Below are 15,169 nucleotides of genomic sequence, written 5' to 3' on the forward strand. Positions count from 1 at the left end.
AGGATAGTATAAACTGGGCACAAAATATGCAGTAGTACGCACTATTTTGATAGGTACTACCTGAAAGGATAGTGTCGCAATGGGATTAGCGGATTATCAGGGGGAAGGCCGGGTTCAAGAAACGCCTTTTGGATATACGCTTTCGGTGATCGGCGGGAAATGGAAAATGCTGATTTTGTACCTCCTCGCTGAGGATCAGCCGGTTCGTTTTAATGAAATGAAAAGACGACTGGGGCCCGTTACTTATAAAATGCTCAGCTCCCAGCTGAAAGAACTGGAGGCGGATGGCCTCGTAGATCGGAAGGAATACCCTCAGATTCCTCCCAAAGTGGAATACCGGCTAACGCCTAAAGCAGAGACCCTCATCCCCGTCATGGAGCAGTTATGCGATTGGGGGCTCCAAAACCAACCTCAAGTCGGACAGCACAAAGGAGAATCCTATGAAATTGGAGCGACTGATCTCCATCATCTATAAGCTTCTGAATCATGATGTATTGTCGGCGGCGATGTTAGCGAATGAGTTTCAGGTGTCGCCGCGAACGATCTATCGGGATATCGATGTGCTCTGCGCGGCCGGCTTCCCGGTCGTTGCTTACCAAGGAACCAAAGGCGGATACGGCCTGATGGACGGGTACAAAATGGACAAAAGCCTGTTAGGCTCCTACGACGTCGCCTCCCTCATTACCGTGTTGAACAGTCTATCCACCGTGTTTGAAGATGAGCGTGCACAAGGAACGATCGAACGGTTACAAACGATTGAACCGGAGATTCGAACGCCAAGCCTGGCTGTGGATTTGGAAACCCGCCGAACGGAAATAGGCGTGCTCCCTCTTCTCCGCACGTCCATCACACAGCGGAGGGTCGTGCGTTTCGATTACATCAATGCTCAAAATGAACGCCGAGCCCGCGAGCTTGAACCGCTGCGGCTTCATTTCAAATTTGGCAATTGGTACGTCTACGGGTATTGTCGGCCGCGGCAGGATTATCGGGAGTTCCGGTTATCCCGGATGCTGAATGTGCTCCTGACCCAGGATCCCTTTGAACCCCATCCCGAAGCCGCGGAGAAGCTCGAAGCGAATAAGCCGTCGTGGGACGGACAAGTGGATGACGTCGTACTCCGGGTGAGTCCAGAGGCGCTCGCGGAAGTGATGGATCAATTTCACCAGGCGGAGAAGCAATTTCATGAGGATGGGAGTATGACCGTGCGGATTCCCGTCTACCAGCCGCTGAGCGCACGCTGGCTTTGGTCGATCCTGCTCAGCTTTGGCGGCGGCGCCGAAGTCCTCGAGCCGATCGAGCTTCGCGGCATCCTCAAAGAACAGCTCCAAAAGGCGCTAAAACTTTATGAAGAAGTATGACAGTCTGTTGTCATACTTCTTTATTTATAATTTAGACATCAACCACCAAAGGAGAAGATCCAAATGACAAAAGAAAATATTCCGTTCGACATGTACAACTATCACGCTTGGGCAAACCAAACGATTCTGGGAAGAATTCGCGAGCTCCCGTCTTCGGTGCTCCATCAAGAAGTAAACAGCTCGTACCCCACCCTTGCCCATGCGTTAAGCCATATTTATGCCGTTGATCAAATGTGGTATCTGGTGCTGACCGGGATGGAAATGCCGGAAGCCTTTCAAGCCACTCTTACGTTAAACGAACGGGTTTTGGAATCCGTGGATGCTTACGAGAGCGTCTATAGCGAGTTGGCTCAAAAGTTCAACGCTTGGTTCCAAAGCCAACCCGATCTGGAGCAGTCCGTACTGTTAAATAATCCGTTCGCCGGTCCCCGCCAAACCCGTTTCTCCGAAATGATCCTTCACGTGGTGAACCATGGGACGTATCACCGAGGAAACGTAACCACGATGCTGCGCCAGCTCGGGCACGCCTCTACGATGAATGACTATGCGCTGTATTGGTATCAGCAACCTGCGGCTTCCCTGGGATAAAAAGGATGGAGATCGATCATCTGCTTCCTGTAAGAACCCGAGTGGAACTGAGGGAATGGCTTCAGGAGCACAGCCGGACTGCGAAGTCTTGTTGGGTTGTCGTACGCATGAAGCCTAGCCTGGATACGCTCTTCTATTTAGATGTGGTCGAAGAAGCGTTATGCTTTGGCTGGATTGACGGCATTAAGAAGAAAGTCAGTGATACGGAGACCGCCCAAAGGCTGTCTCCGCGTCAATCCAAAAGCTCGTGGACGGAGTTAAACAAAGAACGCGTTCGTCGTCTGGAGAGGTTGGGGCTAATGACTGAGGAGGGACGGAGGGTTCTTCCCGATATGGCTCCCGAGGCTTTTCAAATCGATAAACAGATCGAACAACGACTACGAGAAGATCCGCAAGTGTACAAGAATTTCACGAACTTCCCGGCGCTCTATCAAAGAGTTCGCATCGATACGATCCAAAGCGTCATTCACCAACCGGAGCTCTTTCAAAGCAGGCTGGATAAATTCATCACACACACCAAGGATAATCAAATGTACGGCCAATGGCATGATGGCGGACGATTGCTGGAGGAGTAGATGCCGTAAGTGCTAATTTTACTCTGCGGTAACCAAAATCATCTCTTGAGCTTGGGATGTCTCATCACTGCCTAAGGCTTGGACAACGATACGGTCATGCATGCTCCGTTTGCCGAAGTCCCACGTGAATGACCATCCGTCGCTTCCGTCGAGATCATAACCGATAAGCTCCCGTTCCCCCCATGTTTCCGTTCCTGTGGGTACGGCCCAAAACAAAACCGTTTCGGTATTTAGGGCTTTCACCTGAAGGGTCATCGTCGTCGTACCGTTTCGAACGATCCACCAGCCTTCGTTTTGCGGCAAATCCGCGGTGACTTCAAGAATCTGAGCTCGTTGATCCTGGGCTTGGGGTTCTTGAGGTTCCGCGGAATAACTGCATGCCGATAACAACAAGGACACGAATAAACAAATGCCAACTCGATGTAATTTCCTCATCCTAACCTCCTGTTTAGCGACTTGAACGATTATTGAGCATTTGAAAACTTGCGGGATTGATTCCGATACGTTGTCGGGGACAGCCCCTTCTTAGATGTAAACTGTTTGATGAAATAAGTATCATATTCAAACCCCGTCGCACGCGCAATATCGTTCAGGTTCATATCGGTATGGGTTAAGAGTTCACATGCGACTTTGAATCGATAGGAAAGCAAGTAACCCATCGCGGTTGTGCCACATCTAGCCTGAAACAGCTTATTTAAGCTGACGCGGTTCAAATGCGCGGTCCTCGTCAAGTCCTCCAAGATGATCTTGCGGGGATAATTGGCATGGATGTACTCTAGCACCTGATCCACCGGTGAGGGCTCCCGATTTTGGTTTAACTCCTCCAGCAAACCTAGAATTTGAATGAGATATTTCTTGATCCGGCACGCCCAGCGCTCATCACTTTGCGCCATCACTTCCGTCCCCAACACAAAAAACCATTCAAAAATATGCGGATAAGCCTGACTCGTCATTCGGGGGAGGATCGGATACGGATCCACGCGTTGAAAAAACGATTGCCCGGTTTGGATGCTGGGTGCAGAAGGAAAAACCTCCTCCGTTTCAGATAACCGAACGCTCTTCAGAAATTCCGGGTGAAAATGGAATGCTTGCGCAGCGATCCCCTGCATCTCGGTGACCTTCATATCATCGTCTCCAGCCAAACAGAGGACCGCAGGAGCTTCGATTGAAATTGGGTGTCCGTTGAGCGTACCTTGCAGGCGCCCCGAGGTGATTAGTACCAGGGAACGGCGTTCTGGATAAGGAAGTCGGCTTACATCCTCCATCGGGACAAACTCAATATGGACGATGCGATTCTTGTAACGATCTATTTGCGGCATAGCCATCACCTATCAAATCGTATAGTTAGATGCTTCATTTATGCCAGTGTATCACATCTTTCCGGGGGATATAATGATCGATGTAGCATGACAAGGAGGGAAACGTTATGGCACTTAAACCCTATCGCATCCACGTTCCCGAAGAGGTCCTGGATGACCTGAAGCATCGACTTCATCACGTCCGCTGGCCCGATCAACCCGAAAATACCGGTTGGGAACGGGGAACCGAGATGACGTATTTGCAATCGCTCGTGACCTATTGGCGAGATCACTATGACTGGCGAGCTCAAGAAGCTAGGTTAAACCGCTTCTCGCAATACCGCTGCAACGTCAACGGAATCGACATTCACTTCGTCCATGAGCGCGGGAAAGGCCCCCATCCCCTGCCTCTGATCCTCACCCATGGATGGCCGGACAGCTTCCTGCGTTATGAGAAAATCATCCCGCTCCTGATCGATCCGGCTAGTTATGGGGGCCGCGCGGAGGACGCTTTTGACGTGATCGTCCCTTCGGTGCCCGGATTCGGGTTCTCCGGCCGCCCAACACATCCCGGCATGAACAACGCCCAAGTCGCGGAACTCTGGGTCAAGCTAATGACCGAGGAGCTAGGTTACGAGAAATTTGCTGCCGCCGGCGGAGATGTGGGCTCCGGAGTGACCAGGTACCTGGCCGCCAATCACCCCGAGTTGTTATATGGCATTCATCTCACCGACATCGGGATCATTCGGGCGCTGATGAACTCAAGCGAAGAATCGGAACTCTCGGCGGAAGAAAGGCGTTACCAGCAAGCCGCTTCAGCTTGGGTGGCTCAAGAAGGGGGTTATATGTCCATTCAATCAACGCGCCCCCAAACGCTAGCCTATGGTCTATCCGATTCGCCCGTCGGGTTGGCTAGCTGGATCCTGGAGAAGCTCCGCACCTGGAGTGATTGCGACGGGGATCTCCGGCAACGATTCACGGAGGACGAACTGCTCACCCATATCATGATTTATTGGGTCACGAACACGGTTGGATCGGCAGCTCACCTCTATTATGAAAATACGCATACGCTGCCACCTCTCGGGTACATCACTGTCCCAACCGCTCTCGCTTTGTTCAAAGCGGACATCTTGCCTCCGCCCAAAGAATGGGTTATGCGCAATTTGAATATATCCCGCTGGACGTCTATCCCCCGCGGCGGTCATTTTACCGCCATGGAGGAGCCGGAGTTGATGGCCGACGATCTTCGGGCGTTCTTCCGATCGTATAGGGTATCACCATAAGCAAAAAGGCTAACCGAATTCGGTTAGCCTTTTGAATAGAATGACTAAGGTCATCCTTTCTGACAAGACTTAAAAATATCGTCAATCAGCTTCATAACCTTGCGAACTTCCTGATTCTTAACGATCGGCTCAGCGCCTTCACGTACAACCTTATAGAAGTTCTGATAGAACGGAACAAAGTCCGCTTTCGGAGCCGGGAAAGTCAATTTCTCGGTCGCTTCTTCCGAAGGAGGTGCCATCGTTTTGGTGAGTCCAACCCCTGCTTGGATCGGAGTTGGAGCTGCCACATCCGTACGGCCGGTCGCTGCGATGATTTCGCCGGACAAATCCCAATCGTTAATCTTCGCGGTCCCTTCAAGGCCCTTCACGTACCAGCGTGGAAGCTTGGTATAGTTGGTGGTCCCCACTTCAACCAGCGCCTTCACGCCATTTTCAAAGGTAATGAAGCTCATGAACCCGTCGTCCACTTCATCACCCAGGATATAACTCAAATCCGAATGCACGCTTTGGACCGGACTATCGACCAGCCACAGCAGCTGATCCAGCAAATGGACGCCCCAATCCAGCAGCATACCGCCCCCGTGCTTCTCCAAGTGACGCCAATCGCCTGGAATGCCGTTGGCCCCTTGAACGCGGGATTCGATTTGGAAAATATCCCCGATCATCTTGTTCTGATACAGCTGACGAATGATCAGGAAATCCGGGTCCCACCGGCGATTTTGATGCACCATAAAGACCTTACCCGTCTCTTCAGCCACCGCCAAAATTTCATCCAGCTCTTGGGTGTTCATGGCTACGGGCTTTTCGCAAACGACATGCTTCCCCGCCCGCAAGGCTCGAATTGCAATCTCTTTATGCGAATCATTTGGGGTTGCAATCAGAACGGCTTCGATGTTTTCATCCGTCAATACCTCATCCAAGCTCGTGTAGATATGCAGGCCTTTGCCCTTGGAGATTTGCTGTCTTTCTCCGGAAATGTCGTAGGTCCCCGCCACATGGAAGCGAGTGCTTTCCGCAGGGATCAGGTTGTGGGCATGGTACGAGCCCATACCGCCATAGCCGATTACGGCGAAATTAATGATTGACATCTTGCTTGCTCCTTTACGCCCACCACATGGCTGAGGGTTGTTCGTGGATCATAATCGATTTCAAGTTGGTAATGGCACGGGTTAAGCCTTCGTCCACAGACATAATTGGATCTTCATGCTCAATGCTTAACACATAGTCGTATCCATATACGCGCAAGGCGGAAATAATATCCGACCATACCTTCAAGTCGTGGCCGCAGCCTACCGAACGGAAAGTCCAAGCCCGCGTCTTCACATTGCCGTAAGGCTGCATATCCGTCAAGCCATACATATTGATGTTGTCTTGATCGAGATACGTGTCTTTCGCATGGAAATGGTGAATCGCGCCGGCTTCCCCAAGAATCTTGACGGCCGCCACCGGATCAATCCCTTGCCACCACAAATGGCTGGGATCCAGGTTACAACCGATCGCTTTGCCGGTTGCTTCCCGCAATTTCAGCATGGTATATGGCGTATGCGCCAGGAAGCCGCCATGCAGTTCAATCCCGATCTTCACACCTGCCGCTTCGGCTTCGGTGTTGATCTCCTTCCAGTACGGGATCAATTTCTTCTCCCATTGGTACGTGTAGCTGTCATCATATTCCGTTGGCCAAGGCAATACCGGCCAGTTGACCTGCGTATCCCCCGCATTCCCGCCCGATACGCCGGAGAAGCCATTAACAACCGGAACGTTCATCAAGCTTGCCAGCTTGATCGTTTTGCGGAGTAATGCGTCGGCTTCGGCAGCCACTTCCTGGACCGGGGAAATCGGATTGTTATGGCAACTAAGCGCGGAGATTTCCAATCCTTTATCCGCCAATTTGGCTAGATATTCGGATCTAGCTTCGCTGCTGGCCAGCAATTTGTCGATATCCAGATGCGCATTGCCCGGATAGCCGCCAGTGCCGATCTCTACCGTTTGCAGGCCTTTCTTGGCTACTTCCTCAATCATGTCTTCAAAGCTTAAAGCGTTAAACAATGGCGTAAATACACCCAGTTTCATCGACCTTCACTCCTTATTGTTCACGTGCTTTGTAGTGGCCGTAGACCGGATACCCGTTTTGGGTTGGTGCGCACCAGCGGATCCCGTTCTTAATGACCTTTTGCACTTTCTCGTTATAATAGCTCGCATAGGTCTCATGACCCGGTTGGAAGTAGAAAATCTTCCCGTTTCCACGGCGGAACGTACAGCCGCTGCGGAAGACTTCGCCCCCCGGGAACCAGCTGACAAAGACGAGTTCGTCTGGAGCTGGAATATCAAAATGCTCCCCGTACATCTCTTCCTTGTCCAACTCGATGAAATCACCGATGCCCTCGGCAATCGGGTGGCTTGGGTTCACATTCCAAATGCGGCAATGCTTGCCGTCCTCCCGCCATTTCAGATCGCAAGAGGTGCCCATGAGCTTTTTGAATATTTTAGAAAAATGACCCGAATGCAGCACAACCAGCCCCATGCCTTCCAGCACCCGCTTATGCACGCGGTCTACGATTTCATCCCGAACTTCATCATGGGCTACATGTCCCCACCAGATCAGGACATCCGTATCCTCCAACACTTCTTCTGTCAGACCATGCTCCGGCTCGTCTAACGTTGCCGTCTTGACCTTAAACTGGTCTTCGCCCAAGAACTTCGCCAGTTGGCCGTGAATGCCCTCCGGATACATGTCTTGAACGGCTTTATCGGTCTTCTCATGCCGATATTCGTTCCATACGGTCACTTGAATCATGGATATCGCTCCTTGATCTTAGAGGTATACCGGCTCGCCGGTCTTCGAGGATTTGTAGATCGCTTCTAGGATTTCCGTAACGACCAAAGCTTCTTCCGGTTTTACGACCGGTTCAGTGTCATTCAGGATGGCTTGAATCCAGGAATGAGCCTCAAGCACTTCCGGTCTCTCCCCTGCGCCATCGTAGAAGGCAACGCCCCCGGTTTGCAGTTCGACCTTCTTCTCGTACAGCAAGCTGTGGTCTTCCCCGTTGATGGTCAGGCCATTGTTCATATCGGCGCCCGCTTTGGTTCCGCACAACGTCGTTTTCGCTTCCTTCACATCCAGGCTGTTCAAGGCCCAACTGGATTCCAAGAAGATCGTTGCCCCGTTCTCCATCACTACAAAACCAAACGCAGAGTCTTCTACGGTGAATTTTTCCGGATCCCAAGGTCCCCAGGCATTGGCTGCATTTTTCGTTTGGGACAGGGCATGATACGTTTTCCCCACCACATATTTCGGCTTGTAGTTGTTCATCATCCAGAGCGTCAGGTCCAACGCGTGCGTCCCGATATCGATCAATGGACCGCCGCCTTGAGCTTCCTCATCCAGGAACACGCCCCAAGTAGGTACAGCACGGCGACGAATCGCATGGGCTTTGCCAAAATAAATCTCACCCAATCCGCCTTCTTCGCAGACTTGATGCAGGTATCTGGAATCGGTCCGGAACCGGTTCTGATAACCAATCGTTAATTTCTTGCCGGTCCGCTTGGACGCCTCGATCATGCTTCTGGCTTCCTCGGACGTCTTCGCCATCGGCTTCTCGCACATCACATGAGATCCCGCTTCCATCGCTGCAATCGAAATAAACGCATGCGAGGAGTTTGGCGTGCACACATGAACGACATCCAAATCAGTATTCGCTAACATCGCTTTATAATCATCAAACACCTTCGCGTCCGCAGTTCCAAATTTCGCTTTGGCTTCCTCCGCACGTTCCACGATCAAATCGCAAAAGGCTACCATTTCCACTTCATCTACCTTCGAAAGAGCCGGCATATGCTTGCCGTTTGCAATCCCGCCACATCCAATAATTCCAACTTTCAATTTCATCGTATACCTCCTGAAAGCGTTTCTATTTTTGAATTCATTATAGCCAAATCTGAAGCCGCTTTCTTCCCACATTCCCCGCAAAAAACTCCCGGATATTGCCCTTCGCCCAGAACGAAAAAAAGGGCATCAACGAGGGTTCACTCGTCAATCCCCTTTATTCTTACGCCTTATGCAAATTTTTCCGATACTGCAGCGGCGATTGTCCAACCTCATCCTTAAACACATGATGGAACGTTTTGACGCTGGCAAAGCCGGCTTTTTCGGCGACTTCCACCATCGGGATATTTTCGTTGGCCAAGATGAACTTGGCTTGATTCAGGCGATATTCGGTCAAGAATTGCATAAAGGTTTGTCCGGTATTCGTTTTAAAGAAACGCGTAAAATAGTAAGGGCTGAAGCCCACGAATTTGGCGACATCCTCCAACGCTATCACTTCCTGATAGCGATTTTCCACATATTCGAAGACTTGATTCAGCAAATCCAACGTTTCTTTATGCTGTACGGTAGAGCGCTTGCTCGGCAGATGTTTGGCTTGGCGTCTTGGCAAATGCAGGTAGAACTCACCCATCAATTGATGCAGATACCCTAAGGTTAAATAGTTCATGCCCAAGGGTTTGCTCTGTTCCACTTCATATAGACGAATCAACAGCTCCGTAGCTTTCTGCGCCAGCTCCCGAGGCCAATTCCGGCTTAGCGGCTCTCCGGACTCAAACAGATTTAACAACGAATCTTCGGAAGTCCGCAGAATTCGCTCGTCAAACAGCTTGAGGTTAAACTGGTAGACATAGCGCTCACTTTCGGGAGAAGCTAAGAAATAGTGGGCCTCCCCGCTGGGAAAGAAGAAGATCTCCCCCTCCTCCAGCTGAACGATCTCTTCCTGAACCCCGATGTTCACTTTGCCTTTACGGGAATAAATAATTTCAATCTCTTTATGCCAATGCGGATAGACAATCGTCATCCCGTCATTTAAAAACGTGCGAAACGGAATGGAATCCTCGAATTCCGGGATTTCCAAATACTCGCTCATAACCCTGTTGACTCCCCGTTCGTCGTATTTTGTCGTGTCCAGTTTGATTATAAAGGGACGCACTCCTCCAGACAACTTATTTCCTTGATTACTTTGTTGCGCTACGGTATCAACAGGCAAGAAGAGGTCCCAGATGTGCGGAAGCAAAAAAAGGGCCCATTCTCTCTGAATCCAGAGGAATCGGCCCAATGAAGTTTAAACCTCGTTGTCCTTAAGCTTTATGGGGATAAAGGCTTCCATTTGAGCTTCCCCAGTTGCCTTAATGACTTCCGGAGGCGTAATAATATGGCCCATGGGATAATGATCAGCTCTTTGGTCCAACTCGAAAAATTCGGATTGTGCTATCCAAGTCAGAGCATAGACCCATACGAGGCCTTCCTGTTCTGCATCATAATACAAGAAGTCCCTCGGCATAAAGCGATCACGCGGCCCAGGTTCTAACTTGGAAAAGTAAGCATTGAACTTGCCAAGCCCCCCACTTTCCGAGAAATCCTGGTTCGGATCGACCCCAGAGGATACCGCCTGAAATGGCGGGATCGATATGATCCGGAATTGCATCTGTTCCCCTCCTTCAGTTAGATCGAAGCTCATATCGCGATCCACCAAAAGACGCCATAACGGTCGATCACATTCGAGCAATAAGCGTTCCAATCACACGGACCCGGCGGGTCGAGGACCGTACCGCCTTCTTGTAGAAGATCAAACGCCCGCTGGACCGCCTCCTTGCTCCCCATGTCGTAAACATTAAAGGCCATGGTCTGCCACGTTGTTTTGGAGCTGGTATCGCAATCCTTCGGCGCTTCACTGACAGCCATGAACAGCTGGCCGTTTCGTATCAACTCGCAGTGCATGTACTCATTTCCCGCTTCATTTTTGATCTCAAGCCCTTTTTCTAACTCGAAGGCCCGACAATATCGGTCAACCGCATCCAAACTGCCTCTAACATAGACCTGTGAACTGATTTTCATTAAGAGCTTCTCACCTCCACTTGAGTAAGTGCTCTGGGACTGACGAATCGCTAGTAATCTCTTATGTATGCAGTACAGTCGATTTTGTGGCAAAACCCACCTTCGGCGCTAACCTCAAGGTGGGTTTTTTAGGATCAATTAGGCATACACCTCATCAACCATCACTCGAAGCCGCTGGCAATCGATCGCTGTAGCTTCTAGCGGCGGATAACTCTGAAATTCCTCTTGCTCAACAATTAACCAAGGGATCTCCATTCGTTTGGCGATTTGAACGTATTCTTTCATCGGCAGAATGCCGGAGCCAATTTCCGTACTTTCTCGCGGGGAATCCTGCATATCTTTCAGGTGAAAAAGACCAATCCGATCCTGATGCACTTCTAACCAAGGAAATGCATCCACGCCGGCATCAGCCAGCCAGTAGAGGTCCACTTCCAAGTTGATCTTGTTCGTACGTTGAACCATTTCATGTAGGATGTCACGGCCGGGGATCTCCGTAAACTCATTGGCGTGATTATGGTAGTAAAACTCGAAACCTTCCTCTGCCGCCTTTTGCGCGATCTCCTCCATCTCGGCAATAAAACCCTGCCAGCCTTCAAAGGTTTCAAAGGTAGCATAAGGGATCACAAGCCGAGAATTCCCAATCGTTTTTTCGAAAGCCAACGTTTGCTCGAGATCCTTTTTCAGGGTCTCAAAAGAGAGGTGAGAAGCCGCAACCTGCAGTCCCAGTTCCTCAAGGTAACCTCTCACTTCAGCAGCACTTTTCCCATGGTAACCGGCAAATTCAACGCCATCATAACCGCTCTGTTTCACTTTCTTGAGCGCCTCATAAAAGTTGTCTTTGCATGCCTCCTGAATACTCCATAACTGCAAGGCAATTTGGGGTTTCATTAAACCGCCTCCCTTCTCGAGTTCATTATAGCGAAAACCCCTCCCCCATTCTTCCTGCATTCTTCCATAAAACTCCTGAATAATGCGCTTTCAAAAGGAAATAAAATAAGGCTACAACAAACTATCTTGTTGTAGCCTAACCGGACTAACTTTATTAAAAGGTCTTGGCTGTGGATACCGCTTGCTGGATCGCTTGTTCCATGATGCTTTGCGCTTGATCCGGATACTCACTGGTCCCCTCAGCATATATCGCCTGTACATCTTCGATCCCGATGAAGTTCATGGCCGCCTTGATATAACGATGGCTAAATTCCACATCTTCAAACTTCCCATGGGAAAGTACCGTGCCGGAAGCTTGAATATGCATGACCTTCTTCCCTTGCTGCGTTCCTGTCAGACCGGATAATCCCCGCATTCCATTGTTGGCTCGCGTGAAGGTTTTACCCGGAACCAAAACAGCGTCAAGGTACATTTTCAAGATGGAAGGGAAAGAATAGTTCCATACTGGGTTCACAATGACGATTTTATCCGCCGCCATAAATTGTTCTACCAGTTCGCTCATTCGCACCGCTTTTTGCTTTGATTCCTCGCTAAGTTCATCAAAGGAAGGACCACTTGCCGGTTGTCCCCAACGTCTCAGAAGATCCGCGTCGATTTGCGGAAGATCCAGGCGATACAGATCCAGATGAATCACTTCATCATCCGGGTTGGCTTCCTGATAAGTTTCGATAAAATGTCTCCCCACCCGCAGGCTATGAGAATCATCTTGGAAAGGATGGGCGGTCACATACAACACTGTTGCCATTCACATTCCACTCCTTATTTATCTTGTTGGAATAATTGAGGATACACGGTCTGCACGCCGCCAGCAAGATCCTGTTGCACTTTGCGGCTCCAGTCATCCGCCACAATTTCATAGCTGTCGGCTGCTACCCCGTCGATTGCAATTCGGGCAATATCTGCAGGACTAGCTTTAGGTGCTTTTACATTTGCCGTCATATCCGTGTCCATAAATGCCACATGTAACCCGGCTACTCTGATATTCTTCTCGGCCAGAGCCAAACGAAGTGTATTGGTCAAATTCCATTCGGCAGATTTTGCGGCAGGATATGCCGTTGCGCCCACACTAAACCAGGACAGGATGGAAAGGATATTGAGAATTGAACCGCCGCCGTTTTTTTCAATAATCGGAGCAAAAGTACGAATCATCGACAAAGTGCCAAAGAAGTGAGTTTCCATATCCAATCGAATCTGATCAAAATCGCCATCCAGTAAGGAAGCCCCCGAGTGGGATCCTGCATTGTTCACCAACAAAGTCAAATCAGGAATAGCTTTCGCCGCTTCAGCTACCGATTGGGGATTCGTAATATCCAGTTGGACGGGGATCACTCCCGGTAATTGAATGGTTTTGGGATCTCTCGCACCGGCATAAACTTTCGCCCCTCTAGAAAGAAGTTCATTTGCCAGGTGGTGACCCAACCCCCGGTTCGCACCCGAAACCAACGCAACTTGTTTTGTAATATCCATTGTTAAACAGCTCCTTTTCACATATTTAGGATGTATTGATATTATTTCCCTTTTCTTACTAGAACGATCGTTCTTTATTGATTAAAAAAATATTCCTAATTAAGAAGTTGCTGCTCCCCCCTCTGCGATATCAACTTCATATCTAGAATGATCGTTCTCTAATATGCAACAGGAAGTTCAACCTCCTGGGTTATCATACACGATTTAAGAACGATCAGTCAACTATAAAAAAATGTCGTCCCTCTACTGGCGGTTTTCCTAACCTCTCAGATCACAGGATAATGGACATGGCAACTTTAGCGGTATCCTCCAACACCTTGCGGTCTGTAGCTGTTTTAGCAAGCACATAAAGCCCATGTCTCGTCCCCACAAGGAATCTGGCCGTCTCACGGACATTCAGCTTTGCCTTTAATTTACCTGACTGCTGAGCACGCATCAGAAATTTATTAAAAGCCATCTCCATATCTAACGTATAAGCTTCGATCCGTGAGGAAATCGCCGAATCCACTGCCCCCAGTTCCATTGCGGTATTCGCGATAAAACAGCCTCTACGTCCCGTTTCGTTGCTTAAAGCCACATCGATCAAAGCATCGAAAAAACGATGTAACCGTTCCCGAGGTTCCCCGTCCTCCTCAAGAATACGAAAAGCTCGGTCTTTCGTCACTTCCCGGAAGCGATCCAAACAGGTGAGGAACAATTGACTTTTATCGCCAAACGTATCGTATAGGCTTCCCCTATGAACTCCGGTTCGATCGACCAAATCCTGAATGGACGTTCTCTCATACCCTTTCTCCCAGAACAATTCCATAGCTTGTTGAAGTGCGGTCTCCTGATCAAATTCCCTAGGTCTCGCCATTTTACAGCCTCCTCCTTTCTTCGTTTATCATACTGGTTTAAGAATGATTAGTAAAGAATGAGTGCTAATTTGCCAAGCACCTGTATATTCTTCTACGGACTTTCCTGGTTCACTTCTTTTTCCAATTGTGTTATCATATTTTAAAAGAGGCCGAGTGCGGCTAACACTCGGCTCAACAATTGGCTTGGATGGGATATCCCTTCTGAGTTTATGAGGAAAAACCCACCTTCGGCGCTAACCTTGGGGTGGGTTTTTTACTTTCTCTTGTTGTTCGAATTAATGTATGTTAGAAGTGCGAGGATGAACGATCCAAATAAAAACATGATCGTCAACGCATCTTTAACGTCCATGGCTTCACCTCCTTTTGAAGGGAAACCATGACCACCCAAGGTTCAATTGTCTTTCCTATTATACCATTATATACCATAATAACAAAGAACAAATGTTCCGATCATTTAGGTCTCAAATGCCCGTAGTAGGTATACTAAGTGTTATTTGGAAATTTCTATCCCCCCATCCCCATCAAACACCTCCACCATCATCAACGCCCCCATCCTAAACCCTTGCACAAAAGCTTCACTTGTTACCATTGAACTGGATTCACCGTTCAAATCCAAAATTTGCTCAAGAAGTTCGAAATCCCTTTCCGAAAACTTCTTCTTGGCTTCTTCCATTAGGTCGGAAATATGTCGATTAAGTGGCCGATAAGCAGGAGTTGCCGGAATCATGCGTTCTTCAGGCTTCAGGTTGCCGTAATAAAATTCTTCGATAATCCTCTTCATGGAACTTCACCCTCTAATAGCTATGTAGGAAGCTAGCTGCGAACCTACTACCTCACCTTCCTCAAGACAAGTTTAAACCAAGCTATCCTAGTGAATACGATTTTATGCAGGATTCGCATATCTCTCAGAAGTT

The 15,169-nt window shown here is 49.2% G+C and carries 20 protein-coding genes; 5 read left to right on the forward strand and 15 right to left on the reverse strand.

Going from position 1 to position 15,169, the window contains the following annotated elements; all coding sequences use genetic code 11:
- Nucleotides 1-79 precede the first annotated feature (79 nt).
- The 4 genes from BN3277_RS12230 to BN3277_RS12245 all read left to right on the forward strand — a co-directional run bounded on the left by BN3277_RS12230 (nt 80) and on the right by BN3277_RS12245 (nt 2,521).
- Nucleotides 80-475 carry a winged helix-turn-helix transcriptional regulator gene (locus tag BN3277_RS12230; protein ID WP_059043050.1) on the forward strand — a complete coding sequence of 132 codons (396 nt, stop codon included), beginning with the start codon at nt 80-82 and terminating at the stop codon, nt 473-475.
- The gene (locus BN3277_RS12235) at nt 441-1,358 is read left to right on the forward strand and encodes a helix-turn-helix transcriptional regulator (protein ID WP_059043051.1); all 918 of its coding nucleotides are present in this window, start codon (nt 441-443) and stop codon (nt 1,356-1,358) included. The genes BN3277_RS12230 and BN3277_RS12235 overlap by 35 nt, the downstream gene beginning before the upstream one ends.
- 63 nt (nt 1,359-1,421) lie before the next feature.
- Nucleotides 1,422-1,946, forward strand: a complete 525-nt coding sequence (locus BN3277_RS12240) for a DinB family protein (RefSeq protein WP_059043053.1) — start codon at nt 1,422-1,424, stop codon at nt 1,944-1,946.
- Nucleotides 1,947-1,951: 5 nt separating this feature from the next.
- A complete protein-coding gene (locus BN3277_RS12245) occupies nt 1,952-2,521 on the forward strand; it encodes a YdeI/OmpD-associated family protein (protein ID WP_059043055.1) in 570 nt (189 codons plus the stop codon).
- Between the two features lie 18 nt (nt 2,522-2,539).
- Here BN3277_RS12245 and BN3277_RS12250 read toward each other — a convergent pair whose 3' ends face one another.
- Both BN3277_RS12250 and BN3277_RS12255 read right to left on the reverse strand, forming a co-directional pair.
- Nucleotides 2,540-2,956: a hypothetical protein gene (locus tag BN3277_RS12250; RefSeq protein WP_059043056.1), complete on the reverse strand. Its 417-nt coding sequence runs from the start codon at nt 2,954-2,956 to the stop codon at nt 2,540-2,542.
- A 29-nt stretch (nt 2,957-2,985) separates the two neighbouring features.
- Nucleotides 2,986-3,840 carry a helix-turn-helix domain-containing protein gene (locus BN3277_RS12255; RefSeq protein WP_059043058.1) on the reverse strand — a complete coding sequence of 285 codons (855 nt, stop codon included), beginning with the start codon at nt 3,838-3,840 and terminating at the stop codon, nt 2,986-2,988.
- Nucleotides 3,841-3,947: 107 nt separating this feature from the next.
- Between BN3277_RS12255 and BN3277_RS12260 the strand changes: the two genes are divergently transcribed.
- On the forward strand, nt 3,948-5,102 hold the full coding sequence (locus tag BN3277_RS12260) for an epoxide hydrolase family protein (RefSeq protein ID WP_059043060.1): 1,155 nt from the start codon (nt 3,948-3,950) through the stop codon (nt 5,100-5,102).
- A 50-nt stretch (nt 5,103-5,152) separates the two neighbouring features.
- Here BN3277_RS12260 and BN3277_RS12265 read toward each other — a convergent pair whose 3' ends face one another.
- The 13 genes from BN3277_RS12265 to BN3277_RS12320 all read right to left on the reverse strand — a co-directional run bounded on the left by BN3277_RS12265 (nt 5,153) and on the right by BN3277_RS12320 (nt 15,036).
- Nucleotides 5,153-6,190 (reverse strand): Gfo/Idh/MocA family protein, encoded by a 1,038-nt coding sequence (locus BN3277_RS12265; protein WP_059043061.1) that lies wholly within the window; start codon nt 6,188-6,190, stop codon nt 5,153-5,155.
- A 13-nt stretch (nt 6,191-6,203) separates the two neighbouring features.
- The gene (locus BN3277_RS12270; RefSeq protein ID WP_059043063.1) at nt 6,204-7,172 is read right to left on the reverse strand and encodes a sugar phosphate isomerase/epimerase family protein; all 969 of its coding nucleotides are present in this window, start codon (nt 7,170-7,172) and stop codon (nt 6,204-6,206) included.
- 13 nt (nt 7,173-7,185) lie between these two features.
- Nucleotides 7,186-7,896, reverse strand: a complete 711-nt coding sequence (locus BN3277_RS12275) for a ThuA domain-containing protein (protein ID WP_059043065.1) — start codon at nt 7,894-7,896, stop codon at nt 7,186-7,188.
- Between the two features lie 18 nt (nt 7,897-7,914).
- The gene (locus BN3277_RS12280; RefSeq protein WP_059043067.1) at nt 7,915-8,988 is read right to left on the reverse strand and encodes a Gfo/Idh/MocA family protein; all 1,074 of its coding nucleotides are present in this window, start codon (nt 8,986-8,988) and stop codon (nt 7,915-7,917) included.
- Between the two features lie 160 nt (nt 8,989-9,148).
- Entirely contained in the window at nt 9,149-10,015 is an 867-nt protein-coding gene (locus tag BN3277_RS12285) for an AraC family transcriptional regulator (protein ID WP_059043069.1), read from the reverse strand.
- Nucleotides 10,016-10,210: 195 nt separating this feature from the next.
- Nucleotides 10,211-10,573, reverse strand: a complete 363-nt coding sequence (locus tag BN3277_RS12290; protein WP_059043071.1) for a hypothetical protein — start codon at nt 10,571-10,573, stop codon at nt 10,211-10,213.
- A 29-nt stretch (nt 10,574-10,602) separates the two neighbouring features.
- Nucleotides 10,603-10,983, reverse strand: coding sequence for a VOC family protein (locus BN3277_RS12295; protein WP_059043072.1), 381 nt, complete (start codon nt 10,981-10,983; stop codon nt 10,603-10,605).
- A gap of 138 nt (nt 10,984-11,121) precedes the next feature.
- Nucleotides 11,122-11,931 carry a sugar phosphate isomerase/epimerase family protein gene (locus BN3277_RS12300; protein ID WP_232436414.1) on the reverse strand — a complete coding sequence of 270 codons (810 nt, stop codon included), beginning with the start codon at nt 11,929-11,931 and terminating at the stop codon, nt 11,122-11,124.
- 94 nt (nt 11,932-12,025) lie between these two features.
- A complete protein-coding gene (locus BN3277_RS12305) occupies nt 12,026-12,676 on the reverse strand; it encodes an FMN-dependent NADH-azoreductase (protein ID WP_059043077.1) in 651 nt (216 codons plus the stop codon).
- A gap of 14 nt (nt 12,677-12,690) precedes the next feature.
- The gene (locus BN3277_RS12310) at nt 12,691-13,398 is read right to left on the reverse strand and encodes an SDR family oxidoreductase (RefSeq protein ID WP_059043079.1); all 708 of its coding nucleotides are present in this window, start codon (nt 13,396-13,398) and stop codon (nt 12,691-12,693) included.
- A gap of 271 nt (nt 13,399-13,669) precedes the next feature.
- On the reverse strand, nt 13,670-14,254 hold the full coding sequence (locus tag BN3277_RS12315) for a TetR/AcrR family transcriptional regulator (RefSeq protein WP_059043081.1): 585 nt from the start codon (nt 14,252-14,254) through the stop codon (nt 13,670-13,672).
- 254 nt (nt 14,255-14,508) lie between these two features.
- On the reverse strand, nt 14,509-14,604 hold the full coding sequence (gene comI, locus BN3277_RS26040) for a competence inhibitor ComI (protein ID WP_222860916.1): 96 nt from the start codon (nt 14,602-14,604) through the stop codon (nt 14,509-14,511).
- 141 nt (nt 14,605-14,745) lie between these two features.
- Nucleotides 14,746-15,036, reverse strand: a complete 291-nt coding sequence (locus BN3277_RS12320) for a DUF6809 family protein (protein WP_059043082.1) — start codon at nt 15,034-15,036, stop codon at nt 14,746-14,748.
- Nucleotides 15,037-15,169 lie beyond the last annotated feature (133 nt).

This window comes from Paenibacillus rubinfantis (assembly GCF_001486505.1).
Lineage (GTDB): Bacteria > Bacillota > Bacilli > Paenibacillales > Paenibacillaceae > Fontibacillus > Fontibacillus rubinfantis.